20 protein-coding genes and 2 pseudogenes are annotated in these 24,434 nt (G+C 60.4%); 7 read left to right on the top strand and 15 right to left on the bottom strand.

Going from position 1 to position 24,434, the window contains the following annotated elements; all coding sequences use genetic code 11:
- Window positions 1–12 precede the first annotated feature (12 nt).
- The 3 genes from BT119_RS06215 to BT119_RS27165 all read right to left on the bottom strand — a co-directional run bounded on the left by BT119_RS06215 (window position 13) and on the right by BT119_RS27165 (window position 5,738).
- Window positions 13–2,817: a DUF2339 domain-containing protein gene (locus tag BT119_RS06215; RefSeq protein ID WP_072365098.1), complete on the bottom strand. Its 2,805-nt coding sequence runs from the start codon at window positions 2,815–2,817 to the stop codon at window positions 13–15.
- 267 nt (window positions 2,818–3,084) lie between these two features.
- Window positions 3,085–5,535 carry a glycogen/starch/alpha-glucan phosphorylase gene (locus BT119_RS06210; protein ID WP_003365946.1) on the bottom strand — a complete coding sequence of 817 codons (2,451 nt, stop codon included), beginning with the start codon at window positions 5,533–5,535 and terminating at the stop codon, window positions 3,085–3,087.
- 65 nt (window positions 5,536–5,600) lie between these two features.
- Complete coding sequence (locus BT119_RS27165; protein WP_154583503.1) at window positions 5,601–5,738, bottom strand: hypothetical protein; 138 nt, start codon at window positions 5,736–5,738, stop codon at window positions 5,601–5,603.
- A 77-nt stretch (window positions 5,739–5,815) separates the two neighbouring features.
- On the opposite strand from BT119_RS27165, the gene pip reads away from it, so the two are divergent.
- The 4 genes from pip (at window position 5,816) to mdoH (ending at window position 12,046) form a co-directional block, all read left to right on the top strand.
- Window positions 5,816–6,787 (top strand): prolyl aminopeptidase, encoded by a 972-nt coding sequence (gene pip / locus BT119_RS06205; protein ID WP_003365948.1) that lies wholly within the window; start codon window positions 5,816–5,818, stop codon window positions 6,785–6,787.
- 39 nt (window positions 6,788–6,826) lie between these two features.
- Complete coding sequence (gene dtd, locus BT119_RS06200; RefSeq protein ID WP_058397805.1) at window positions 6,827–7,264, top strand: D-aminoacyl-tRNA deacylase; 438 nt, start codon at window positions 6,827–6,829, stop codon at window positions 7,262–7,264.
- 263 nt (window positions 7,265–7,527) lie between these two features.
- Window positions 7,528–9,471, top strand: coding sequence for a glucan biosynthesis protein G (locus BT119_RS06195; RefSeq protein WP_003432358.1), 1,944 nt, complete (start codon window positions 7,528–7,530; stop codon window positions 9,469–9,471).
- Window positions 9,464–12,046 carry a glucans biosynthesis glucosyltransferase MdoH gene (mdoH, locus tag BT119_RS06190; protein ID WP_054081252.1) on the top strand — a complete coding sequence of 861 codons (2,583 nt, stop codon included), beginning with the start codon at window positions 9,464–9,466 and terminating at the stop codon, window positions 12,044–12,046. The genes BT119_RS06195 and mdoH overlap by 8 nt, the downstream gene beginning before the upstream one ends.
- Before the next feature lie 587 nt (window positions 12,047–12,633).
- Here mdoH and BT119_RS27725 read toward each other — a convergent pair.
- From BT119_RS27725 to ubiE, 12 genes and pseudogenes are all read right to left on the bottom strand, one after another.
- Window positions 12,634–13,350 (bottom strand): methyl-accepting chemotaxis protein, encoded by a 717-nt coding sequence (locus tag BT119_RS27725; RefSeq protein WP_371857165.1) that lies wholly within the window; start codon window positions 13,348–13,350, stop codon window positions 12,634–12,636.
- Between the two features lie 141 nt (window positions 13,351–13,491).
- A pseudogene (locus BT119_RS27720) lies at window positions 13,492–14,544 on the bottom strand (methyl-accepting chemotaxis protein); the annotation flags it as partial.
- 235 nt (window positions 14,545–14,779) lie between these two features.
- Window positions 14,780–16,615: a methyl-accepting chemotaxis protein gene (locus BT119_RS06180; protein ID WP_371857164.1), complete on the bottom strand. Its 1,836-nt coding sequence runs from the start codon at window positions 16,613–16,615 to the stop codon at window positions 14,780–14,782.
- A gap of 169 nt (window positions 16,616–16,784) precedes the next feature.
- Window positions 16,785–17,492, bottom strand: coding sequence for a 16S rRNA (uracil(1498)-N(3))-methyltransferase (locus BT119_RS06175; protein WP_003432365.1), 708 nt, complete (start codon window positions 17,490–17,492; stop codon window positions 16,785–16,787).
- Window positions 17,489–18,289: a twin-arginine translocase subunit TatC gene (tatC, locus tag BT119_RS06170; RefSeq protein ID WP_003365962.1), complete on the bottom strand. Its 801-nt coding sequence runs from the start codon at window positions 18,287–18,289 to the stop codon at window positions 17,489–17,491. Before tatC ends, BT119_RS06175 begins: the two co-directional genes overlap by 4 nt.
- Window positions 18,286–18,762 (bottom strand): Sec-independent protein translocase protein TatB, encoded by a 477-nt coding sequence (gene tatB, locus BT119_RS06165; RefSeq protein ID WP_058397801.1) that lies wholly within the window; start codon window positions 18,760–18,762, stop codon window positions 18,286–18,288. Before tatB ends, tatC begins: the two co-directional genes overlap by 4 nt.
- 4 nt (window positions 18,763–18,766) lie before the next feature.
- On the bottom strand, window positions 18,767–19,042 hold the full coding sequence (locus BT119_RS06160; RefSeq protein ID WP_003316632.1) for a twin-arginine translocase TatA/TatE family subunit: 276 nt from the start codon (window positions 19,040–19,042) through the stop codon (window positions 18,767–18,769).
- 44 nt (window positions 19,043–19,086) lie between these two features.
- On the bottom strand, window positions 19,087–19,419 hold the full coding sequence (locus tag BT119_RS06155; protein ID WP_060708556.1) for a phosphoribosyl-ATP diphosphatase: 333 nt from the start codon (window positions 19,417–19,419) through the stop codon (window positions 19,087–19,089).
- 2 nt (window positions 19,420–19,421) lie between these two features.
- On the bottom strand, window positions 19,422–19,814 hold the full coding sequence (gene hisI / locus BT119_RS06150; RefSeq protein WP_003432368.1) for a phosphoribosyl-AMP cyclohydrolase: 393 nt from the start codon (window positions 19,812–19,814) through the stop codon (window positions 19,422–19,424).
- A gap of 67 nt (window positions 19,815–19,881) precedes the next feature.
- Complete coding sequence (gene ubiB / locus BT119_RS06145; protein WP_003365970.1) at window positions 19,882–21,501, bottom strand: ubiquinone biosynthesis regulatory protein kinase UbiB; 1,620 nt, start codon at window positions 21,499–21,501, stop codon at window positions 19,882–19,884.
- Window positions 21,498–22,121: a ubiquinone biosynthesis accessory factor UbiJ gene (locus tag BT119_RS06140; protein WP_003316636.1), complete on the bottom strand. Its 624-nt coding sequence runs from the start codon at window positions 22,119–22,121 to the stop codon at window positions 21,498–21,500. The genes ubiB and BT119_RS06140 overlap by 4 nt, the downstream gene beginning before the upstream one ends.
- On the bottom strand, window positions 22,121–22,891 hold the full coding sequence (gene ubiE / locus BT119_RS06135; RefSeq protein WP_002551635.1) for a bifunctional demethylmenaquinone methyltransferase/2-methoxy-6-polyprenyl-1,4-benzoquinol methylase UbiE: 771 nt from the start codon (window positions 22,889–22,891) through the stop codon (window positions 22,121–22,123). The genes BT119_RS06140 and ubiE overlap by 1 nt, the downstream gene beginning before the upstream one ends.
- A gap of 144 nt (window positions 22,892–23,035) precedes the next feature.
- Here ubiE and BT119_RS06130 point away from each other — a divergent pair, with 144 nt between their 5' ends.
- From BT119_RS06130 to BT119_RS06120, 3 genes and pseudogenes are all read left to right on the top strand, one after another.
- Entirely contained in the window at window positions 23,036–23,314 is a 279-nt protein-coding gene (locus tag BT119_RS06130) for a polyhydroxyalkanoic acid system family protein (protein WP_003316638.1), read from the top strand.
- Between the two features lie 61 nt (window positions 23,315–23,375).
- Window positions 23,376–23,574, top strand: a pseudogene (locus BT119_RS06125) (phasin family protein); the annotation flags it as partial.
- Between the two features lie 10 nt (window positions 23,575–23,584).
- Window positions 23,585–24,271, top strand: a complete 687-nt coding sequence (locus BT119_RS06120; RefSeq protein WP_003365973.1) for a phasin family protein — start codon at window positions 23,585–23,587, stop codon at window positions 24,269–24,271.
- Window positions 24,272–24,434 lie beyond the last annotated feature (163 nt).

Below are 24,434 nucleotides of genomic sequence, written 5' to 3'. Positions count from 1 at the left end.
AGAACGGTTTCCTCATAGCGTGTCCGGCGCGGCAGTCGAGCCTGGGCCGGGTTCTTCGCCGGCCTCTGTCGCAGAGTGTTTCGGCGGTAATGGTGCGAAATATCCCACCACCAATAGCAAAATGCCAACACCGATGAACGAGACGATGCGCTCCATGCCGCCACGATTGCTCAGCTCGACGAAGAACAGCTTGACCACCACCACCCCGATCAACGCTGCGCCGCCCAGCCACAGCTGGCGGTTGGAGCGCATGTGACCGCCGATCATCAGGGCCAGTGCCATCAGCGTCCAGACTATCGACAACCCGGCCTGGACGCGCATCGAGTCGAGCAGCGCCCCGGTGTTCCATGGCACATCAGCCCAATGATGCGCCGTGCGCATGACCATTGCCGTGACCAGCGCGAACAGCGAGGCGCCAGCCACCAGCAAGGCAGCGTTACCAAGGCGCATGACCTGTTTGCGCAGCCACAGGCAGACCCCTGCCAGTGACAATAGCAAACCGATTTCCAGCGGGTTGAACAGCGGGATATACGGCAGTGGTTCCGCTGCGCCGTCGCTCAAGGTATTCGCCAGCCAGAACCACGCCAGCATCAACACCGCCAGCGGCGCAGCGGCACCGAGGTGATAGGCTTCGGGGCAGGCTTTTACCGGCCACGGCCATTGGCGCGCCGAGCTCATCGCCAGCAGGAACAGGCTCGGCAGAATCGCCCAGCCCAGCCAGCGCCAGGCGTTGTAATGTTCGGACAGTTGCAGCAGGCCGAAGCGCAGTTCCAGGGCCAGCACGACGATGATCAGCAGGCAGCCCGCGGTGTGAGCGACACGTCGTGCGAGGATGGGCTGCCGGTCTGCCAGATAGCGCAGAGTCAGCAGGTGCACGGCGAACACCACCATCCAGGCCAGCCAGCCCCAGTGGGCGGCGGGGTGGTAATGCTCACTCAGCGAGCCCGACAGTAATGCTGCGCTGACGGGCGTAAGCGTGCTGCACAGCGCGGCGAGGTCTGGCCAGCGCAAGCGCACGGACAGCACTGTCCAGATTGCCACGCTGAGCGCGGCGGCGATCAACAGCACAGACGTCTGCACTCCAATGGGAACGTACAACTGCACGACGCTGATCAATGAAACCGACCACCAGATCGCACCCCATACGGTCAGTACGGTTCTGGCGACTTTTTGATCGATAAGGGTCAGGGTGTTGAAGCGGTACGCACTCCAGGCACTGACCAGCGCACCGATGGCCAGGATCATCGGCGTCCAGTAGTCGTCAGCCGAGTCGGCGCTGCCTGACGCATTGATCAACATCACGCTGGCGCACAGTTGCAGCAGCAGGCCGAAAGCCTGTGCCAGCTTGCGCTGCTGCCGCAAACCCAGCCAGAAAATCGCCGCGCCTTCCACAGCCCACGCGCTCGTCGTCCACTGAGAACCCAGGCCCAACGGGATCGCCAGCGTGGCAAACACCACGCCCAGCGCCAGGCAGGTTTCCATCAGCAAGGCGGTTTGGCCCGGTGCACGTGCTGCCAGCCAGCGTGCCAGCGCCATGTAGATCAAGCCCAACCCAAGCGCGCTGAACGCAGCGCCGAATTCCAAATGCTCGACGAGCGCATATTGCAGGCCGAAGCCGACTATCGGCGTGCCCAGCAACAACGTGCCGTCGACGTAATCGCCCTGACGCGCAGCCCAGCGCAGCATGGCTTCGCGAGTATGGTCAGGTGGCGCGCTGTCCAGTTCGAGCAGTTTGCGGCGGGCAAACAGCAGGCCGATGGCCAGATACATCAGGAAGAACACCATCAGAAAGGGCTCGGTGCTCCAGAACAATGCCGGAGTGTAAGCCTGCAGGCCCCAGGCGAAGCCGATGCCGAAAGTGCCGAAGAAGCCGATCAGGTTGAGCGTGCGCCAGGCCTTGAACCATGCGATGGCGATGATGCCCGCATTGAGTAGGGCAAAGTAACTGAACAGCGAGATATGGCTACCTTGCCCGGTCGAGGCCAGCAACGGTGCCGCGAAGCCGCCGAGCGCGCCAGCGCAGGCGAGTGCCAGCGAATTTTGCGTCAGCGCCAGAATGGCTGAGAAGCTGGTGATTGCGACCAGCAGCGCGAAGCCCAGGGTCGGGTCCAGCAGGGTGTGCAGTTTCATCGCGGCGAACACGGTCAGGTACAGCACCCCAACGCCTGCGCCTTGCAGCATCAAGGCGTAAGGACCGTTGCGCCTGCGCAGCCACCAGCCCAGACCGAGCAGGGCCAGCGCACTGGCGGCGACTGCGGCGTAGCGTGCTTCAAGCGGCACGACCATGCCCTCAGTGGCATAGCGCAGCAAAAACGCCAGGCCGAGGAACAGCACCACGACACCCACGCGCAGCACTGTATTCCCGCCCAACAGCCAGTCTTTTGCGGCGTTGATCGCGCTGTCCAGCGGGTTGGTTTTTGCTGTGTTGGTTGGCTCGTGTATCGGCGGGGCGGGCTCGACAGGTGTTGTTACCTGCGGCGCTTCGTCCGGCAGGTCCCAGATCAGCTCGGGGCCGTCGCCGGGTGCTTCGACAATGATCGCATCGAGTGGAAGCGGCGCAGGGTCCTGCGCAGGCGGTACGCCAGGCGCGGACTGACGTTCGAGTGCGCTCAGGCGCTGTTGAAGGGCGTCGAGGGATTTGCGGTTTGCGAGCAGTTGTTGCTGCTGATCAGCCGATTGCCTGCCAAGCACGCGCACGCGAATGCCGGCCCACACGGCCCAGCCCATGACTGCACCAATCAGTGCACCGGCCCACTCGTCATAACTCAGCGAATAGCCCAGCGCAGCGCCGCCCAACACCAGACAAATCCAAAGCACGCGACGACATCCTTTTCGATGTGTGAAGGTTCATCGAGCGCAGTATATAGGGGCGGGCGGACATCGTTTGTAATGTTTTATGCCGGGGGCACCAGAGTCTCTGCAGGACTGAGACAGATCCTCGTGGCGCTTGTGGGAGTGAGCTTGCTCACGAAGGCGTCGTTTCGAGCGCCTTCTTTGCGGAGACCTGAATGGCCTCTTCGCGAGCAAGCGAAGCGTCGCCCGGCTCGCTCCCACTGGGGTTGTGAGTCTTTTCAGGCTCTGACGTCAGTCCAGCGCCTTCCAAATGTCTCCAGCGTACTCGCGGATGGTCCGGTCCGAGGAGAACCAGCCCATGCGTGCGGTGTTGAGGACCGCCGAGCGCCACCATTCCTTGGAGTCGTGCCAGCGCTCTTCGACCTTGGCCTGGGCCGCCCAGTACGAGTCGAAGTCAGCGCAGACCAGGAAGCGGTCATACGCCAGCAACTGATCGATCAGCCCCACATAACGGTTCGGATCATCCGGCGAGAACACACCGCCACGGATCGCCTGCAGGACATCGTTCAAGCGTCCGGAGGCGGCCACATCGTCGTGCGCGCTGAATTCACCTGCACGCTTGCGGGCTTCGACCTGTTGCGAGGACATGCCGAAGATGAACATGTGCTCCAGCCCGACCTGCTCGCTCATCTCCACGTTGGCACCGTCCAGCGTACCGATGGTCAGTGCGCCGTTGAGGCCGAACTTCATGTTGCTGGTGCCGGACGCCTCCAGGCCTGCGGTGGAAATCTGCTCGGACAGGTCGGCCGCCGGGATGATGCTCTCCGCCAGGCTGACGTTGTAGTTGGGCATGAACACCACTTTCAGCAGACCGCGCACCGTCGGATCGTTGTTCACGGTCCGCGCGATGTCGTTGGTCAGCTTGATGATCAGCTTGGCCGAGTGATAACTGGCCGCCGCCTTGCCAGCGAAGATCTTCACCCGTGGCACCCAGTCGGTACCCGGCTCGGCGCGAATGGCCTGATACAAAGCAACCGTGTGGAACAGGTTCAGCAACTGGCGTTTGTATTCGTGAATCCGCTTGACCTGAACGTCAAACATCGCGGCAGGATTGACGGCAATGCCCAGGCGCTCGTGAATGATCGCGGCCAGCGCACGCTTGCTGTGCAGGCGTTGATCGGCCATCTGCTTGCGGAACGACGACTTCTCGGCGAACGGCTCGAGCTCTTTGAGGCGCGTCTCGGCGTTGTCCAGAACATCCTCGCCGAGTGACTCGACAAGCATCTCGGTCAGCTTCGGGTTGGCCTGGAACAGCCAGCGGCGGAAGGTGATGCCGTTGGTCTTGTTGTTGATCCGCTCCGGGTAGATCTTGTGCAGCTCGGCGAACACGGTCTTGCGCATCAGCTGGGTGTGCAGCGCCGAAACGCCGTTGACGCTGTGCGAGCCGAGGAACGCCAGGTTGCCCATGCGTACCCGACGACCGTTGTCTTCTTCGATCAGCGATACGGCACGCAGTACGTTGACGTCGTCGACGCCTTTGGCGCGCAGTGTGTCAATGTGCTGCGCGTTGATCAGGTAGATGATCTGCATGTGGCGCGGCAGCATCCGCTCCATCAGACCGACCGACCAGGTTTCCAGCGCTTCAGGCAGCAGGGTGTGGTTGGTGTAGCCGAGGGTGCCGACGGTGATTTTCCACGCGGTGTCCCACGGGATGTTGTGGTTGTCGATCAACTGACGCATCAGCTCGGCCACTGCGATCGAGGGGTGCGTGTCGTTCATCTGAATCGCCGCGTGCTCGGACAGATCCGTCAGCGTGGCGTGTTGGTTCAGATGGCGGCGCAGCAAGTCCTGCAGCGACGCGGAGACGAAAAAGTATTCCTGACGCAGACGCAGTTCCTGACCCGCTTCGGTTGCATCGTTCGGGTAAAGCACGCGGGAAATGCTTTCGGCGCGCACCACTTCGGCAACCGCGCCGAAGTGATCGCCGGCGTTGAAGCGTTCCAGGTGCAGGTCTTCTACTGCACGGGCGCGCCACAAGCGCAGCGTGTTGACGCTCTTGCCACGCCAGCCTACCACCGGGGTGTCATAGGCGATGGCCCGAACGGTCTCGCCCGGACGCCATACCTGACGCGAGTCGCCTGCTTCGGTCGGGACCGTGTCGACGCTGCCGCCGAAGCCAATGGAGTAAACCACCTCAGGGCGTTCGAATTCCCATGGGTTACCGAAGTCCAGCCAGTTCTCGGTTTGTTCCTGCTGCCAGCCATCGACGATGCCCTGACGAAACAGGCCGTGCTCGTAACGAATGCCGTAACCATGACCCGCGATACCCAGGGTCGACATGCTTTCCATGAAGCACGCCGCCAGACGACCCAGGCCGCCGTTACCCAGTGCCGCATCCGGTTCAAGCAGGCGGATGCGCTCGATGTCCACACCCAGTTCGGTCAGCGCCTCGCGAGCGACTTCGAGCAGGCCGAGGTTACTGAGGCTGTCGTACAGCAGCCTGCCTATCAGGAATTCGAGAGACAGGTAGTAAACGCGTTTCTGAACCTTGCGATAGATCTGCCGCGTGTGGTCCATCCAGTGTTCGACCATGTGGTCGCGGGCGGCAAGGGCAACAGCTTCAAACCAGTCATGCTCAAACGCATGGTCGGGGTCCTTGCCCACCGAGTAGGTGAGTTTGGCGAGCACAGCGGCGCGAAAAGCGGCCACATCAGCGTCACGAACAAGTGGTTCCTGAGACATCGGTAAAACCTCAAGTAGTCTGACGAATGGAAAACGGGATTCTTAGACTGTAGGCGTGTCGTCAATTATTTCCTGAAAAAAAGAGAAATAATTGACGGCACAGCTCTCGCTTCGACCCAGCGCAACGGCTCTGGTTCGCGCACCGTTGAAATTGGCAAAACGCTTGCATCGTTCGTTCCATCCTGATCGATGACGTGCAGCATGCTGATTCTTCGTTTCGGGTTTATGATGCCCCACGGCAGAATAATAGAAGCCTCTAAATTGGACTTATGGAGCACTTATGCAGACTTTGTACCCGCAGATCAAACCCTACGCCCGGCACGATCTGGCCGTGGAACAACCGCATGTGCTTTACGTCGATGAAAGTGGCTCGCCAGAAGGGTTGCCGGTGGTGTTCATCCACGGCGGCCCGGGTTCGGGATGCGATGCGCACAGTCGCTGCTATTTCGATCCCAACCTGTACCGCATCGTTACGTTCGACCAGCGCGGCTGCGGTCGTTCCACTCCGCATGCCAGCCTTGAAAACAACACCACCTGGAAACTGGTGGAAGACCTTGAAGCGATCCGCGAGCACCTCGGGATCGACAAATGGGTGTTGTTCGGCGGTTCGTGGGGCTCGACCCTTGCCCTGGCGTATGCACAGACCCATCCCGACCGCGTGCATGCGCTGATCCTGCGTGGCGTATTCCTTGCCCGTCAGCAGGAAATCGACTGGTTCTATCAGGCAGGTGCCAGCCGTCTGTTCCCGGATTATTGGCAGGATTATGTCGCGCCGATTCCGCTGGACGAGCGTGACAACATTCTGGCTGCCTTCCACAAGCGGCTCACCGGGCCGGATCAGATTGCCCAGATGCATGCCGCCAAGGCCTGGTCGACCTGGGAGGGGCGTTGCGCCACCTTGCGGCCCAATCCGCAAGTGGTCGATCGCTTCGCCGAGCCGCACCGTGCGTTGTCCATTGCGCGCATCGAATGCCACTACTTCATGAACAACGCCTTTCTGGAAGACAACCAGCTGATTCGCGACATGCCGAAGATCGCGCACCTGCCGGCAATCATTGTCCACGGTCGTTACGATGTCATCTGTCCGCTGGACAATGCGTGGGAGCTGCACCAGAACTGGCCTGGCAGCGAGCTGCAGGTGATTCGCGAGGCCGGGCACTCGGCAGCCGAACCCGGTATCGCCGACGCACTGGTGCGGGCTGCTGCAGAGGTTGCGCGCAACCTGCTCGACCTGCCGCCCGAAGAAGCGTGACAGTGATCCGGTATTGGTTTTGAGTCTGGAAAGGCATCTATGAAAGGTTTGTTGCAGCGCGTGCGAAGTGCGCGCGTCGAAGTCGGCACCGAGGTCGTGGGTGCGATTGAACAGGGCCTACTGGTGTTGGTGGGAATAGAGCCTCAAGACACCCGCGCCAGTGCCGATAAGTTGCTGCACAAGTTGCTCAATTATCGAGTGTTCAGCGATGCCGAGGGCAAGATGAATCTGTCTTTGCGCGAGGTGAGTGGCGGCTTGTTGCTGGTTTCCCAGTTCACGCTGGCTGCAGACACCAAAAGCGGGTTGCGCGCGGGCTTCTCGAAAGCCGCGCCTCCAGCGCTGGGTGCCGAGTTGTTCGACTATCTGTTGAGCCAGGCCAGAATCGCGCATCCCACGGTAGCGGCGGGCCAGTTTGGTGCAGACATGCAGGTGCACCTGATAAATGATGGCCCCGTGACATTTTTGTTTGATACATAAGCTACGATTTCACTTTGTCCCCCTGAATTCATCTGTCTTGCGGGAATAAATTTCTTTGTCATACCTGATGCGTTGTGGCGCGTGCTACTGGATAATCGCGCGCTACGGGGATCGACACTGTTGGTCCATTTGGTATGACAAAAGCGGTTCTGACACCGGGTTGGGGAATCATTAAGCCCATTCGGAGTCGGAACAATGCTCGCCAACCCGGCATTGATAGCTGGCCGTTGGTTTTTTCATCTGTTTTTCGGCGAGGGTTGCTCGTGATTGTTAGTCCCTGTGATGCTCCAAAGACACCTGTCAAGCGGTTGCGTAGTGCACTTCTGGCAAGCTCGGCCCTTGTATGCCTGTTCAGTGCAGGTCAGCTGTGGGCGTTCAACCTTGATGATGTAGCGGCGAAGGCCAAAGAAATGGCCGGGCAGAAGTTCGAGGCTCCGAGGAGCAATCTGCCGAACGAGCTGCGCGACATGAAGTTCGCCGATTATCAGAAGATCCGCTTCCGTGATGACAAGGCCGAATGGGCGGGCGAAAAGACTCCGTTCAAAGTGTCTTTCTACCACCAGGGCATGCACTTCGACACGCCGGTCAAGATCAACGAAGTGACCGCGACCAGCGTCGACGAGATCAAATACGACCCGAGTCGTTTTGACTTCGGCGATCTGAAGATCGACCCAAAATCCACCGAGAAACTGGGTTATGCCGGTTTCCGTGTCCTGTATCCGATCAACAAGGATGACAAGCAGGACGAAATCATGACCATGCTGGGCGCGAGCTACTTCCGCGTGATCGGCAAGGGTCAGGTTTATGGCCTGTCCGCGCGCGGCATGGCGATCGACACTGCCTCGCCGTCCGGTGAAGAATTTCCGCGCTTCAAGGAATTCTGGATCGAGAAGCCGGGCCCGGATGACAACCATCTGGTGATCTTCGCACTGCTCGACTCGCCGCGTGCCACTGGCGCCTATCAGCTGACCCTGCGTCCGGGTACCAACACCCTGGTTGACGTGAAGTCGCGCATGTTCCTGCGTGACAAGGTCAACAAGCTGGGCGTTGCTCCGCTGACCAGTATGTTCCTGTTCGGCGCCAACCAGCCTTCGCGTGTGCCTAACTACCGTCGTGAACTGCACGATTCCAGCGGTCTGTCGATCCAGGCGGCCAACGGTGAGTGGCTGTGGCGTCCGCTGAACAACCCTAAACATCTGTCCATCAGCAGCTTCTCGGTCGAGAACCCGCGTGGTTTTGGTCTGCTGCAACGCGGCCGCGACTTCAGCCAGTACGAAGACCTGGATGACCGCTACGACAAGCGCCCAAGTGCCTGGATCGAGCCGAAGGGCGATTGGGGTAAAGGGACTGTCGAGCTGGTCGAAATCCCGACTGCCGACGAGACCAACGACAACATCGTGGCCTACTGGAAGCCTGAAACTCTGGCAGAACCTGGCCAGGAAATGGCGTTCGACTACCGTTTGCACTGGACCATGCAGGAAAACTCGATCCACTCGCCGGATCTGGGCTGGGTCAAGCAGACCCAACGCTCCATCGGTGACGTGCGTCAGTCCAACCTGATCCGTCAGCCGGACGGCAGCCTTGCCTTCCTGGTCGACTTCGTGGGCCCGGTTCTCGCCGCACTGCCGGAAGACAAGACCATTCGCAGCCAGGTGACCACTGACGACAACGTCGAACTGGTGGAAAACAACCTGCGCTACAACCCGGTCACCAAAGGCTACCGCCTGACCCTGCGGGTGAAGGTCAAGGACTCCAGCAAGCCGACCGAAATGCGCGCCTACCTGTTGCGTGAAATCCCTGCCGAGCCAGGCAAGGAGCCTGCGCTGCTCGTGGCTGACAAGGCCGAAGAGAAGAAGGCTGCCGCCAAGGAAGCTGCCAAGCCGGCAGTCGCCAAGGAGTCCGCCAACGACCAGGTAGAAATCGCCAAGGCCGATGCGCCGAAGGCCGAAGCTGCCAAGCCTGAGACTGCCAAGTCTGAAGCTGGCAAGGCTGACGCAGCAAAAGCTGACGCAGCCAAAGGCAAAGGCGAAGTCGCCAAGGCCGACGCAAGCAAAGCCGACGCATCCAAGGCTGAAGTAGCCAAGGATAAAGACGGTAAAGAAATTCAGCAGCCTGAAACCGAGGCAGCGCCCACCCATCCGGAACCGGCCAAGACGTTGCAAGTCATGACCGAGACCTGGAGCTATCAGTTGCCGAGCGATGAGTAATTCTCTACCGGTGCCAATGTCTCTGAACGAGTACCTGGCGCATTTACCGATGAGCGACGAGCAGCGGGCAGAACTTGCCAGCTGCACGACCTTCGCCGAATTGCATGAGCGACTTTCCGCGCAGCCGGTCACTGACCCTGCCGAGGCCGCTCAGGCTTCGGTGGGTCGCCGTCTGACGCTGACCACTGCAGATCAGTTGGAGGACGCTGAGATGCTCGGCGTCGATGCCAGCGGTCGCCTGTGCCTCAAGGCGACACCGCCGATTCGCCGGACCAAGGTCGTGCCAGAGCCATGGCGCACCAACATTCTGGTGCGCGGCTGGCGTCGCCTGACCGGCAAGACCAACCCGCCCAAGCCCGCGCATGATGATCTGCCGCGGGATCTGCCGAAGGCGCGCTGGCGCACCGTCGGTTCGATCCGTCGCTACATCCTGCTGATCCTCATGCTGGGCCAGACGATCGTGGCTGGCTGGTACATGAAGGGCATCCTGCCGTATCAGGGCTGGTCGCTGGTTTCGCTCGACGAAATCACCCGTCAGACCTTCGTGCAGACCGCCTTGCAGGTCATGCCTTATGCCTTGCAGACCAGTATCCTGTTGCTGTTCGGGATTTTGTTCTGCTGGGTATCGGCCGGTTTCTGGACCGCGCTGATGGGTTTCCTTGAGCTGCTCACCGGTCGCGACAAATATCGCATCTCGGGTGCCAGTGCTGGCAACGAGCCGATCGAAAAGGGCGCACGTACTGCGCTGGTCATGCCGATCTGCAACGAGGACGTGCCTCGGGTTTTCGCCGGTCTGCGCGCTACGTTCGAGTCGGTAGCTGCCACGGGTGACCTGGATCGTTTCGATTTCTTCGTGCTCAGCGACACCAACGAAACCGACATCGCCGTTGCCGAGCAACAGGCGTGGCTGGACGTGTGCCGCGAGACCAAAGGTTTCGGCAAGATCTTCTATCGTCGCCGTCGCCGCCGCGTAAAACGCAAAAGCGGCAACCTCGACGACTTCTGCCGTCGCTGGGGCGGTGAATACCGCTACATGGTCGTGCTGGACGCCGATAGCGTCATGAGCGGTGAGTGTCTGACCAGTCTGGTTCGCCTGATGGAAGCCACGCCGGACGCCGGTATTATCCAGACCGCGCCACGTGCGTCGGGTATGGACACGCTGTATGCACGCATGCAGCAGTTCGCTACCCGGGTCTATGGCCCGCTGTTCACCGCCGGTCTGCACTTCTGGCAGTTGGGTGAATCCCACTATTGGGGTCACAACGCGATCATCCGCATGAAACCCTTCATCGAGCACTGCGCCCTGGCGCCGTTGCCCGGCAAGGGCGCGTTCGCCGGTGCGATCCTCTCCCACGACTTCGTCGAAGCTGCGCTGATGCGCCGTGCCGGCTGGGGCGTGTGGATTGCTTACGACCTTCCAGGCAGTTACGAAGAGTTGCCGCCCAACCTGCTGGACGAACTCAAGCGTGACCGTCGCTGGTGCCACGGCAACCTGATGAACTTCAGGCTGTTCCTGGTCAAGGGCATGCACCCGGTTCACCGTGCGGTGTTCCTGACCGGTGTGATGTCTTATCTGTCGGCACCGTTGTGGTTCTTCTTCCTCGTACTGTCCACGGCCCTGCTGGCGGTGAACACGCTGATGGAGCCGACCTACTTCCTTGAACCGCGTCAGCTGTATCCGCTGTGGCCACAATGGCACCCGGAAAAAGCCGTCGCGTTGTTCTCGACGACCATCGTCCTGCTGTTCCTGCCTAAACTGCTCAGCGTCATTCTGATCTGGGCCAAGGGCGCGAAAGGCTTTGGTGGCAAGTTCAAGGTCACTGTTTCGATGCTGCTGGAAATGCTCTTCTCGGTGCTGTTGGCTCCGGTGCGCATGCTGTTCCACACCCGCTTCGTACTGGCCGCTTTCCTGGGCTGGGCCGCGACCTGGAACTCGCCGCAACGCGACGATGACTCCACGCCGTGGATCGAGGCTGTGAAGCGCCACGGTCCGCAAACCCTGTTGGGCGCGTGCTGGGCCTTGCTGGTGTTCTGGTTGAACCCAAGCTTCCTGTGGTGGCTTGCGCCGATCGTGGTGTCGTTGATGCTGTCGATTCCGGTGTCGGTGATTTCCAGCCGTACCAATCTGGGCGTCAAGGCGCGTGACGAGAAGTTCTTCCTGATTCCTGAAGAGTTCGAGCCGCCGCAAGAGCTGATCTCGACGGATCAGTACACCTACGAGAACCGCTGGCATGCGCTGAAGCAGGGCTTCATTCGGGCTGTGGTCGACCCGCGTCAGAACGCTTTGGCTTGCGCCCTGGCGACGTCGCGTCACCGTCAGGCTCAGCCGATTGAAGTGGTGCGTATGGAACGTGTTGATCAGGCACTCAAGGTCGGCCCGGCAAAACTCGGCAATCAGGAACGTCTGATGCTGCTGAGCGACCCGGTCGCCCTTGGCCGCTTGCACGAGCGCGTCTGGAGCGAAGGTCACGAAGAGTGGCTGGCCGCGTGGAGAGCTTCCATCGAAGCCGATCCGCATGCGCCTTTGCTGCCTTTGCAGCCTGTAGGTAAAGCATCGGAGCCGGTCCCGGTCTAAAACCGCCCGGCTACGAAAAGAGCCCCTGACGCCTAGCGCGTCGGGGGCTTTTTTATTGGGCCTTGTGGCACATACATGCACAGGACATGGTCAAGACGGGTTCTCCAGAACCCCGATCGTTCCTCACGCCCCAGCGTGGGAATGCAGTTCACGACGCTCTGCGTCGCAAGAGGACGCAGAGCGTCCAGACCGGCATGCCCACGCTGGAGCCTGGGCACGATGGTGTTATCCCTGCCGACTATCGTTCCTCACGCTCCAGCGTGGGAATGCAGTTCACGACGCTCTGCGTCGCAAGAGGACGCGGAGCGTCCAGACCGGCATACCCACGCGGAGCATGGGTACGATAGTGTTATTCCTGCCGACGATCGTTCCTCACGCTCCAGCGTGGGAATGCAGTTCACGACGCTCTGCGTCGCAAGAGGACGTGGAGCGTCCAGACCGGCATACCCACGCGGAGCATGGGTACGATAGTGTTATTCCTGACGACGATCGTTCCTCACGCTCCAGCGTGGGCACGATGATGTTCTCCGGTATGCCTGCGGGCACGATGGCGTTGTCCGGACGTCTACTGGCGTGATGGCATGGGTTCAACCCACCCTGAATCGCCCCACCAGTGTCTGCAGGTGCGTTCCCAGTCTGGCGAGTTCGACGCTGGAGGTTGCGGTTTGCTCGCTGGCTGCAGCGGTCTGTTCGGAGATGTCGCGTACGCTGATGACGTTACGGTTGATCTGTTCGGCGACTACGCTCTGTTCCTCGCTGGCGGTAGCGATCTGTTCGTTCATGTGCTGGATCGTCGCCACGGTGCGGGTGATCTGCTCCAGTGCGCCACCCGCGCGACGGCTCAGCTCAACCGTGTTGTCGGTCAGGGTGCGGCTGTTATCCAGGGTGGTTGCGACTTGTTGGGTGCCGGTTTGCAGGGCGGCGATCAGCTCTTCGATTTCCTCGGTGGACTTTTGCGTGCGTTGCGCCAGACCACGGACTTCATCGGCAACCACCGCGAAGCCGCGCCCGGCCTCTCCCGCGCGGGCTGCCTCGATGGCCGCATTGAGGGCCAACAGGTTGGTCTGCTGTGAAACAGACTTGATCACATCCAGAACGCCAACGATCTTGTTGCTTTCCTGCTTGAGCGCGCTCATCGACTGCGTGGAGTTCAGCACCTCAAGAGCCAGTTGCTCGATCTGACTGATTGCCTGCCCGACCACTTCATCGCCACTGCGCGCCTGTTGATCCGCCTGAGCGGCCGCCTGCGACGCTTCCTGCGCATTGCGCGCGACTTCCTGCACGGTTGCGGCCATTTCATTCATGGCCGTGGCCACCTGATCGGTTTCGTCTTTCTGACTGGTGACCCCGATGCAGGTCTGCCTGGTCACTGCTGACAATTGCTCGGCCGCGCTGGCGATCTGCGATACGCCCTCGCTGATGCCGCCAACCAGTTCGCGCAGGCTGATGGTCATGGTCTGCATGCTGCGTTGCAACTGACCCATTTCGTCACGGCGTGTGACCGATATGTCCCGACTCAGGTCGCCCTGGGCGATGCGTGCTGCGGCCCCCAGAGTCTGCTGCAACGGCACGGTGATCTGCCGGGTCATGATCCAGGCGGCAAGCAATCCGATCAGCAATGCCAGGCCTGCAACACTGCTCAGCATGGCGCTGGAGTTGGCCGCCTCGCTGTCACGCTGGGCAGTCTGCAGGCGGTTCAGCGCCGCGACGGAGTCCAGCAGCGTTTCGCCAAGACCTTCCATAATTTCCTGATCCGCTTCGGCCTTGGTCTGTATCTGCTTGAACTCGCCAAGCCGTTCCCGATAACTCTGCAAGGCGGCGGTCGCCGGGGTCAGGCCCTGAAGGCTTTCATTGCCCTGATCCTGAGCGATCTGCCCGATCTCCTTGAGCGCTTCGTCGATGGCCGCAATGGCCGCGTGCTCATCCGCGTCGCGGGTGGTGAAGGTATACGCCTGCACCTGATAACGAGCGGTCTGCACCTGCTGCCTCAGTTGGGAAATGTTGGTGAACTCCTCCATCCGCTCGCTGCTGTCCTGTTCCTGGCTGACGCTTTTGAGTACCTCTACCTCAACCTGCGCGATGGCCTGCAAGGCCTGTTCGGACGTCTGCTCCAGGCGCGCGCGTATCTGGTTGCGGGTTTGTCGGTTGGTGCGAACGTCCGCGAAGGTCTTTTCCAGCCTGTTCAGCATCTCGAACTGGCCGTTTAGCAGCTTGATGGTTGCCTCCTCCTCACTCTGTGTGTGCAGCAGGGTGAGTTGGGCTTTCATTTCATTGAGCTTTTCTGTGACCAGCGCGGTGCTCTCCGGCGTTTTTTCGACGCGGTCGGTGATTCGCTCGGCGCGCAGGTCTTTGGTCAGACCGTTGAGCTGGGCGATGTCCGAGAGCGACTCCGAGCGGTCGATCATGGTGTACAGGCCATGCCAGCCGGTCAGTGTGATGATCAGCGTCAATAGCAGCACCAGGCCGAAACCCAGGGACAGCTTGAATCTGACGTTCATGTTGCCGAGCGCTTGATTGATCAGTCGGAACATTGGAATCTCCTGCAATGAGCGAACAAAAGCACGTTCCGAACCCGTCGGGACGTGCGTTGTGAGCGCATCGGCGTGGTGACTCATTGCGTGACCTGAGAAGGTCGTAGGAGATTTCCGAGTACGAAGGAGGGGTGAACGCTGTCACATTTAGTTGGGGAAAATGGCCCGCGCCGAGTGCGGGCGCGGGCTGTGTGCTGACAGGTCAGACGGTGAAGCGGCTCACCAGCACCTGAAGGTGGTTGCCCAGTCTTGCGAGTTCTACGCTGGAAGCTGCGGTTTCTTCACTGGCCGCCGATGTCTGCTCGGACACGTCGCGGACGTTGATGATGCTGCGGTTGATCTCTTCGGCGGTGGCGCTCTGTTCTTCGGCGGCGGCGGCGATCTGCTGATTCATCGCCTGGATCGCCGAGACGGTTTTGGTGATGCTTTCCAGCGATCCTCCGGCCCGACGTGTCAGTTCCACGCTGCTGGTGCTCAGCTCGCGACTGCTGTCCATGACCGTTGTGGCCTGCTGTGTGCCGCTTTGCAGGCCGGCAATCAGTGCTTCGATCTCTTCGGTGGATTTCTGCGTGCGCTGCGCCAGACTGCGCACCTCATCGGCAACCACAGCAAAGCCCCGACCGGCCTCACCGGCGCGGGCTGCCTCGATAGCGGCGTTCAAGGCCAGCAGGTTGGTCTGTTCGGCGACCGATTTGATGACGTCCAGCACGCTGCCGATCTTGTCGCTTTCCTGTTTCAGCGCGCCCATCGCTTCGCTGGAGTTGCCCACCGCGGAGGCAAGACGTTCGATTTGCGCAATGGCCTCGTTGACCACTCGTTCGCCATCACGGGCCTGACGGTCTGCCGCCACTGCTGCTTCCGAGGCTTCCTCGGCGTTGCGCGCAACCTCCTGAACCGTTGCCGTCATTTCATGCATGGCGGTGGCGACCTGATCGGTTTCGACCTTCTGGCTGTTGACTCCGGCGCTGGTCTGCTCGGTGACCGCTGACAGCTCTTCCGCCGCGCTGGCGATCTGGGTGACGCCATCGCGAATCCCGCCGACCAGCTCACGCAGGCTCACCGTCATACGTTGAATCGTGGCCTGCAGTTTGCCCAGTTCGTCCTTGCGATCAACCTTGAGGTTGCGACTCAGGTCGCCCGAGGCCACCCGCTCCACTACTTCGAGGGTCTCCTGCAACGGGGTGGTGATCTGGCGAGTGATGACCCACGCCGCGAGAATGCTCAGCACCAGCGCCAACGCCGTAGCGGCAGCGATCATCGTGACCGACTTGGCGCTGTCTGCGTCACGGCTCTTGTTCTGCCGGATGATCAGGTCGTTGCTGGTGTCGAGCATGCTGACGCCCAACGTGGTCATTTTATCCAGTGCGGCCTTGGAGGCGGCCTGGGCATCGCGGTAGCGGCCCACAGCCGCGCGGTAGCCATTGAGCCCGGCGATGGCCTGTTGCAGCATGGGCGAATAAGTGGAAGAAATGTCGCCAGCCAGCGTGTTGATCCCGGTCACCGCGTCATCGATGGCCTTATTGGCGTCTTTTTCGAAATCGGGACGGCCGCTGTAGGTGTAACCACGTACCTGAAAACGCGCCTGCTGAATCAGCTTGCTGACGCCGACGATACCATTGAATGCCAGGATGTTATCTTCCTTGAGCAGTTCGGCTTCGATCCTGTCGGCCTGATCCACCGCTTTGTCGGCGTTTTCGCCCATCTGGCTGCGGCTCGCTTCGCGGGTTTCGATCGCCTTGCTCATGTCCTCAAACGACTGGCGATAGTCGCGGGTGGCCTGAATCTGGGCATCCAGCAACTGCAGGTTCTCGGGGGATCGCAGCAGGTTCCTGGCGCTTTGCAGCGCGGCGTCCAGCTGATCGAGTGTACTTCTGACCTTCGCTGCGGTCTCTGCGTTGTACAGCGCCTCGTAGCTCATACGGTTGATGCGCAACTGAAGGGTCAGCTCATTGATCTGCGCAATCGCAGTAACACGGTCCCCTCGATCGATCAGAGCCTGATTGCTGAACCAGCCGGTGGCCGAAATCATCAGCGTCATCAACAGCACCAGGCCAAAGCCGATCGCCAATTTCAGGCTGACACTCGCATTGGCGAGGCTTTTGGATAACCCACGAGACATGATCACTCCTTGACGTCTTTTGCTCTAAGTATGCAATTGCATCGGCCAGTTATCGGTTAACTGAAGCGATTGAGTCGACACTGACAGCTTAGAACAAGCGGGCGAGAAGGGCCGTTACAGCGGTTTCGACGCGCAGGATACGTTCGCCCAATTGCACGGGCTGCAAACCCGACTGACGCAACAGATCGATTTCGTAGGGTATCCAGCCCCCTTCAGGGCCGATGGCCAGCGTGACTTGCTCTGTGACCGCACGAGGGCAGGCGGGGAAATCACCGGGATGGCCAACCAGGCCCAGTGTGTCGAGCGCGATCTGCGGCAAGCGATCTTCAACGAAAGGCTTGAAGCGCTTTTCGATCACAATCTCAGGCAGCACCGAATCGCGCGCCTGTTCCAGGCCCAGAATCAGTTGCTCGCGGATGGCTTCAGGCTCTAGAAACGGCGTCTGCCAGAAGCTTTTTTCCACCCTGTAGCTGTTCAGCAGGATGACTTTCGGCACGCCCATGGTCGCGACGGTCTGAAACACCCGGCGTAACATCTTGGGACGTGGCAACGCCAGCAGCAGGGTGAGCGGCAGTTTTGCCGGCGGAGCACTCTGCAGTTCGACACGCAGCTCTGCCTCATGGGGTTCAAGGCGCAGCAGTTCGGCATTGCCCAGCAGGCCGTTGACGCGGCCCACCCGCACAGTGTCGCCGACCTCTGCGCGGTGCACCTCCTGCATGTGCTTCAGGCGGCGATCACGCAGGACCACCCGGTCAGCCGCAATGAAATCGGCTTCCTCAAGCAGCAGCAGGTTCACGGTGTGGTCGCGGGCGGCTGGTCCTGCTTGTCAGCGTCCTCGGTCTCATCGTCCGGATGTTCGCCACGCTTCTTGATCATCGTGCTGCACAGTACGCCCAGCTCGAAGAGCAGCCACATTGGCACCGCCAGCAGCGTCTGCGAGAAGATGTCCGGCGGCGTCAGGATCATGCCGACCACGAAGCAGCCGATGATCACGTAAGGGCGGATCTTCTTCAGGTATTTGACGTCGACGATGCCGATCCACACCAGCAACACCACGGCCACCGGGATTTCGAAGGCCACGCCAAAGGCGAAGAACAACGTCATCACGAAGTCCAGGTAACTGGCGATGTCGGTCATCATCGAAACGCCTTCCGGCGTCACGCTGGCGAAGAAGTGGAAAATCAGTGGGAAGACCAGAAAGTAGGCAAACGCCATGCCTGCGTAGAACAGGATGATACTCGACACCAGCAGGGGCACCGCGACGCGCTTCTCGTGCTTGTACAGGCCTGGCGCGATAAAGCCCCAGATCTGATGCAGGATGACCGGCATGGACAGAAACAGCGCGACCATCATGGTCAGCTTGAACGGCGTGATGAACGGCGAGGCCACATCGGTGGCGATCATCGTTGCGCCTTCAGGCAGATAGACTCGCAGCGGTGCCGAGACCAGTGTGTAGATCTTCTGCGTGAAGTAGAACAGGCCGGCAAAAATCAGGAACACTGCCGCAACACAACGCAACAGACGTGTACGCAACTCGGTGAGGTGCGAGATCAGCGGCATTTGCTGATCGTTTTCCGGGATATCAGCGCTCATGGTGCTCGCGGTGGCAATGACGAATCGTGGGCGGGAGGCGTCGGGACCGGTGTGCCGGCGTCAGCCGGTTTCGCGGTTTTCTCCAGCGACAGCTCGGTCTTCGGCGCCGCAGGTTGTGCCGGGCCGATTTCGTGGTGTGCGGCTTCATCGTGCGCGGGGCTTGCCGCTTCGGCTGCTGCCGGTGCGGGCGACGGGCTTACCGGCTCGGAGCCGTTCTCGGGCGGCTGATTGGGCGCGAACATTTTGCGCGCTTCGTCTTCCAGCGAAAGAATGTGCTCGTTGTGCAACTGCCGACGAATCTCGTCAGCCCCGATTTCACGTTCAACTTCCTGTTTGATCGCATTGAAGCTGCGCTTCAACCGACCGATCCATAAGCCTGCGGTGCGTGCAGCACCCGGCAGGCGCTCGGGACCCAGTACCAGCAAGGCAACCAGGCCAACGAGCAGCAGTTCAGAGAAGCTGATACCGAACATGGGCTTAAACCTGGTCTTTGCGGATCGGCTCGTCGACTTTGTGCGCCTGAGCGTCAATAGTGTGTGGCTGATTCAGCGGCGAGCCCTGTGGCGCTGGCTGGGCCTGCTGGGGTTGAGGTGCAGGCTGTTCGGCTGGCTTGTCGTCGTCATTCATCGCCTTGCGAAAGCCCTTGATCGATTCGCCGACGTCGCTGCCCAGGCCCTTGAGTTTCTTGGTCCCGAAAACCAGTACAACGACGATCAGGATGACGATCCAGTGTTTCCAGTCAAAAATACCCATGAAACAGTCCTCGTAAAAGATTTCAAGCTTGAAAGGGGAGAGCGTTACTCTACCGTGCGAGCGGCTTTTTCCGCGTGGCCGGACAAGCCGAATCGGCGGTCCAGTTCATCGAGCACGGCCTGCGGGTGCTGACCCAGCGCGGCGAGCATCACCATGCTGTGGAACCACAGGTCAGCGGTTTCATAAATCACGTCACTGCAATCACCGCTGACCGCAGCGTCCTTGGCAGCGATGATGGTCTCGATCGACTCTTCGCCGAGCTTTTCCAGAATCTTGTTCAGGCCCTTGTGATACAGGCTTGCGACATAGGAGCTGTCGGCAGCGGCGTCCTTGCGTGATTCCAGCACTTCGGCCAGACGGGACAACGTATCAGTCATGTTCAATGGCCTGCCTGGTAAATAGCATCAGGATCTTTCAGAACCGGGTCTACGGTCTTCCAGCCTGAATTTTCATACACTCGGTAGAAGCAACTTTCGCGGCCGGTATGGCAAGCGATGCCACCGATCTGCTCGACCATCAGGATAATGACGTCGGCGTCACAGTCCAGGCGCAGTTCATGCAGCTTTTGCACATGACCCGATTCTTCACCTTTGCGCCAGAGTTTGCCACGCGAACGCGACCAATAGATGGCACGGTTCTCGGACGCCGTCAGGCTCAGGGCCTCGCGGTTCATCCATGCCATCATCAATACCCGGCCGGTCTTGTGATCCTGAGCAATTGCAGGCACCAGACCGTCGCTGTTCCAGTGAATCTCGTCCAGCCAGTCTTTCATATCTACTCCGGCAGCCGGCGTTCATGCCCGGCGGATTGAACAGTGTGCCAGCGCCATCCGCTGCTGGCTATCGGCGAACGATCAGATACAGCCCGGCGATGAGCATGATCGCCGCCGGCCACGCGGTGAGCGTCAGCAACTGGGTAGCGGCCTCGCTCATCACCCAGCCCTGTATCGCGCCGCCGACCAGCAATGCCGCGCCGATCAGCCGCAGGACCGGCTCGTCCTTGCGATCGTGCCACGGGCGCGGCGGATCCGAGGCGTGCGGGCGGGACATGCGCTCCAGCAGGTCACGGGTCATGCCCGCGATGTGCGGCAGTTGCTCGACCTGTGATTGCAGATTGCCCAGCAGGGTCTTCGGGCTGACCCGTTCGCGCATCCAGCGCTCCAGATAAGGCTGCGCGGTGCTCCACAGGTCCAGATCAGGGTACAACTGACGACCCAAGCCTTCGATGTTGAGCAGGGTCTTTTGCAGCAGAACCAGTTGCGGCTGGACTTCCATATTGAAGCGGCGCGCGGTCTGGAACAGACGCATCAGCACCTGGCCGAAGGAAATATCCTTGAGCGGCTTCTCGAAAATCGGCTCGCAGACCGTGCGGATGGCCGCTTCGAATTCATTGAGCTTGGTCTCTGCCGGCACCCAGCCCGAATCGATGTGCAGTTGCGCAACGCGACGATAATCTCGTTTGAAAAAGGCAAACAGGTTACGCGCCAGATAATCCTGATCTTCCGGGGTCAGACTGCCGACGATACCGCAGTCGATGGCAATGTACTTCGGCGCCCACGGGTTGACCGTGCTGACGAAAATGTTGCCAGGGTGCATGTCGGCGTGGAAGAAACTGTCGCGAAATATCTGCGTGAAGAAAATCTCCACACCGCGCTCGGCGAGCAGTTTCATGTCGGTGCGCTGATCGGCCAGCGCGGCCAGATCGGTTACCTGAAGCCCGTAGATGCGCTCCATGACCAGTACTTTCGGGCGGCACCAGTCCCAGTAGACTTGTGGCACGTAAAGCAGGTCGGAGCCTTCGAAATTGCGTCGCAACTGGCTGGCGTTGGCCGCTTCACGCAGCAGGTCGAGTTCGTCGTAGATGGTCTTTTCATAATCCATCACCACCTGCACCGGGTGCAGCAGGCGGGCATCGGCGGAGACGCGCTCGGCGGTGCGGGCGAGAATGAACAGCCACGCCAGATCCTGGCCGATGATCGGCTTGAGGCCGGGGCGTACCACCTTGACCACGACTTCTTCGCCGGTCTTCAGGCAGGCGGCATGCACCTGAGCGACCGAAGCGGATGCCAAAGGCTTCTCGTCAAAGCGGCTGAACACGTCACAGATGCGCGCGCCGAGCTGTTCTTCGATCAGCTTGATCGCCAGTTGCTGATCGAACGGCGGCACGCGGTCCTGCAGCAGCATCAGTTCGTCGGCGATGTCCTCGGGCAACAGGTCGCGCCGGGTGGACAGCAATTGCCCGAACTTGATGAAAATAGGCCCCAGATCTTGCAGCGCCAGACGAAAGCGTACGCCCCGGCTCAGCTCGGATTTGCGCCGTGGCAGCCAGCGCCAGGGCAGCACGAAACGCAGCGCGAGCATCCACCACGGCAGGGGCAGGGCGAACAACAGGTCATCGAGGCGATAGCGGATAACGACACGTTGAATGCGAAACAGACGGCGGACGGCAAGCAGCTTCATGCGTTATCGCTGGTATTGAGGGAGTGGGCAAGGCGGGCAAAGCGCGCCTCAAGGCGTTCCAGATCGAGCTTGATCTGGTCGAGTTCGGCGAATCGTGCTTCGGCTTCGTGTTTGCCCACCAGCGTGCGCGATTCTTCGCTGAGGTAGTCGGCAACGTTCTGGCTGAGGCTGTTGAAGCTTTCCCGCGTCCAGCGCCCACTGTTGCGCAGGTGGCTGCTGAACAACTGGCTGGCCACCGGGCCGATCCAGTTGGACAGTTCGTGTTCCCAGTCCAGCTCCAGGTCCTGAAGAATGCCGACCAGTTCCAGCAGCGCGCCGCTGTCACCGTCGAGTTCTACATCCGGGCCGTGCAACACAGCGGTTTTGTCTTTGCTCAAGGCCAGGCGCACCAGGCTGGAAGCCGGCGCGCGCAGGGTGCAGTCAGCCTCGGCAGCCCAGTCAGCGGCGAGCAGCAAGCCTTCGTCGCTGGGCAGGATGAACAGCTTCAGGGACGGATCGCGACAGTCCACCGCTATGACACGTCCGGACAGACGCGCCATGCGTGGCAGCGCGGTGCTGTCCAGGCGCAGCACCCGATTGATGCCGTGCTCGATGCTGGCGAGCAGCCCCCGGAGCAACATCAGGGTTTGATACCGCGATGCAGGGCCACGACGCCGGCAGTCATGTTGTGATAGGTCACGCGGTCAAAACCGGCTTCTACCATCATCGACTTGAGGGTTTCCTGGTTGGGGTGCATGCGGATCGATTCGGCCAGATAACGGTAGCTTTCCGAGTCATTGGTGACCAGCTTGCCCATCAACGGCATGAACGCGAACGAGTAGGCGTCGTAGGCCTTGGACATCAGCTTGTTGGTCGGCTTGGAAAACTCCAGTACCAGCAGACGACCACCCGGCTTGAGCACGCGCAGCATGGAACGCAGGGCGTCTTCCTTGTGCGTCACGTTGCGCAGGCCGAACGCGATGGTCACGCAGTCGAAATGGTTGTCCGGGAATGGCAGCTTTTCGGCGTCTGCCTGGACGAACTCGACGTTGCCCGACACACCCAGATCCAGCAGGCGGTCACGGCCGACCTTGAGCATGGAGGCGTTGATATCAGCCAGTACCACCTGGCCGGTCGGACCGACCAGGTTGGAGAATTTGCGGGTCAGGTCGCCCGTACCGCCAGCAATATCCAGCACGCGGTTGCCGGTGCGGACGCCGGACAGCTCGATTGCGAAACGCTTCCACAGGCGATGCATGCCGCCGGACAGCAGGTCGTTCATCAGGTCGTACTTGGCCGCTACCGAATGGAAAACCTCAGCGACTTTTTCTGCCTTCTGGCTTTCCGGTACATTTTTGTAACCGAAGTGAGTCGTAGGTTCGGCATCGCTGCCTTTGCGCTGATCGTTCATATCGCTTCACCGGAATAGAGTGCGGGTCATTCTAATCGCCAAGGCCGGCTTTGTCTTGACAAGGCTCACCTGCAACGCTTTCTTGGATGCGGGCGGGTGTATATAGTTGCGCCGCATTTCATATGACGATCAAGGAAGCCTCCGATGGCCAAGATAACCGTTGAACGCCCGCACGCCCTGGGCCTTGAGAAGGCTCGCGAAAAGGCCGAGCAACTGGTCGAGAAGCTGTCCACCCGATACGGACTGGCTCACGAATGGGCTGGCGATACCGTAAAACTGGAGGGCAAGGGAGCCAAGGGTGAGGTCGAGGTCGAAGAGGCTTTGATCCGCGTCAACATCGAGCTGAACTTCATCCTGTCGGCCATGAGCGGTTCGATCAAGACAGAAGTCGAGCGCGTTCTGGACAAGGCGCTCGCTGCCTGAGCGTTGTACGCAGCCCATTTTTTTCTTCGCCGCCGTATGCCCATGCGCTCTTTTGTGAGCGCAAATCGACAGAATCGAGCGTGCTTTCGACCTTAGAGTCGCAAAGGCCTTGAACCGGGTCGGTATCCCGTCTAAACATGATGTAGACACGCTCTTTGCCAGGCTCGATGAGCTGACGGCATTGCTCGAGCGTGTCGGGCCGATAAAAGCTCGAACGCTGCGTGCCGAAACGACTCGGGTGTTCCAAGTCTGGACGATAAGGAGAACAGGATGGCTGGCAAGAAAAAAACCGACAAAGATGGCAGCTCCTGGATGGGCGAGGTTGAGAAGTACTCTCGTCAGATCTGGCTGGCTGGTTTGGGCGCGTATTCCAAGATCAGCAATGACGGCAGCAAGCTTTTCGAGACCCTGGTGAAGGACGGCGAAAAAGCCGAGAAGCTGACCAAGGCCGAAGCGCAGAAGCAGCTCGATGACGTCAAGAGCACCAGCAAGTCGGCCAAGTCCCGTGTGGACGACGTGAAAGACCTTGCGGTTGGCAAGTGGAACGAGCTGGAAGAGGCTTTCGACAAGCGTCTGAATGGCGCGATTTCACGCTTGGGTGTGCCGAGTCGCACTGAGGTGCAGGCGCTGCACAGCAAGGTCGACCAGCTGAGCCGACAGATCGAGCTATTGGTGGGCGCGAAAGCCAAACCGGCTGCCTCGCGCACTGTGGCGGCCAAACCGGCAGCGGCGAAGAGCGCGGCAAAACCGTTGGTCGCTGCTGCCAAACCTGTCGCCAAAGTGGCGGACAAGAGTGTAGCGGCCAAGCCAGCCGTCAAGAAAGTAACGGCCAAGCCCGTCGAGGCTGCCAAAAAGCCTGCCGCAGCGAAAAAACCAGCGGTAAGAAAGCCAGCCGCCAAACCTGCGGCCAAGCCTTCTACGCCGGCCGCATCGGAAAAACCCGCGATTCAGTCCTGATACCCGGCTGCAACAAAGAAGACCGGACGCAGAGCGTCCAGAACGGCATACCCACGCGGAGCATGGGTACGATGGTGTTCTTACGGGCGACTATCGTTCCTCACGCTCCAGCGTGGGAATGCAGTGGGTGACGCTCTGCGTCACAGATCTACGCCGCAACCGT

This window comes from Pseudomonas sp. NFACC10-1 (assembly GCF_900119195.1).
Taxonomy (GTDB): Bacteria; Pseudomonadota; Gammaproteobacteria; order Pseudomonadales; family Pseudomonadaceae; genus Aquipseudomonas; species Aquipseudomonas cerasi.
Note: the sequence above shows the minus strand (reverse complement) of the source record. Positions and strands in the feature narration are given on the sequence as shown.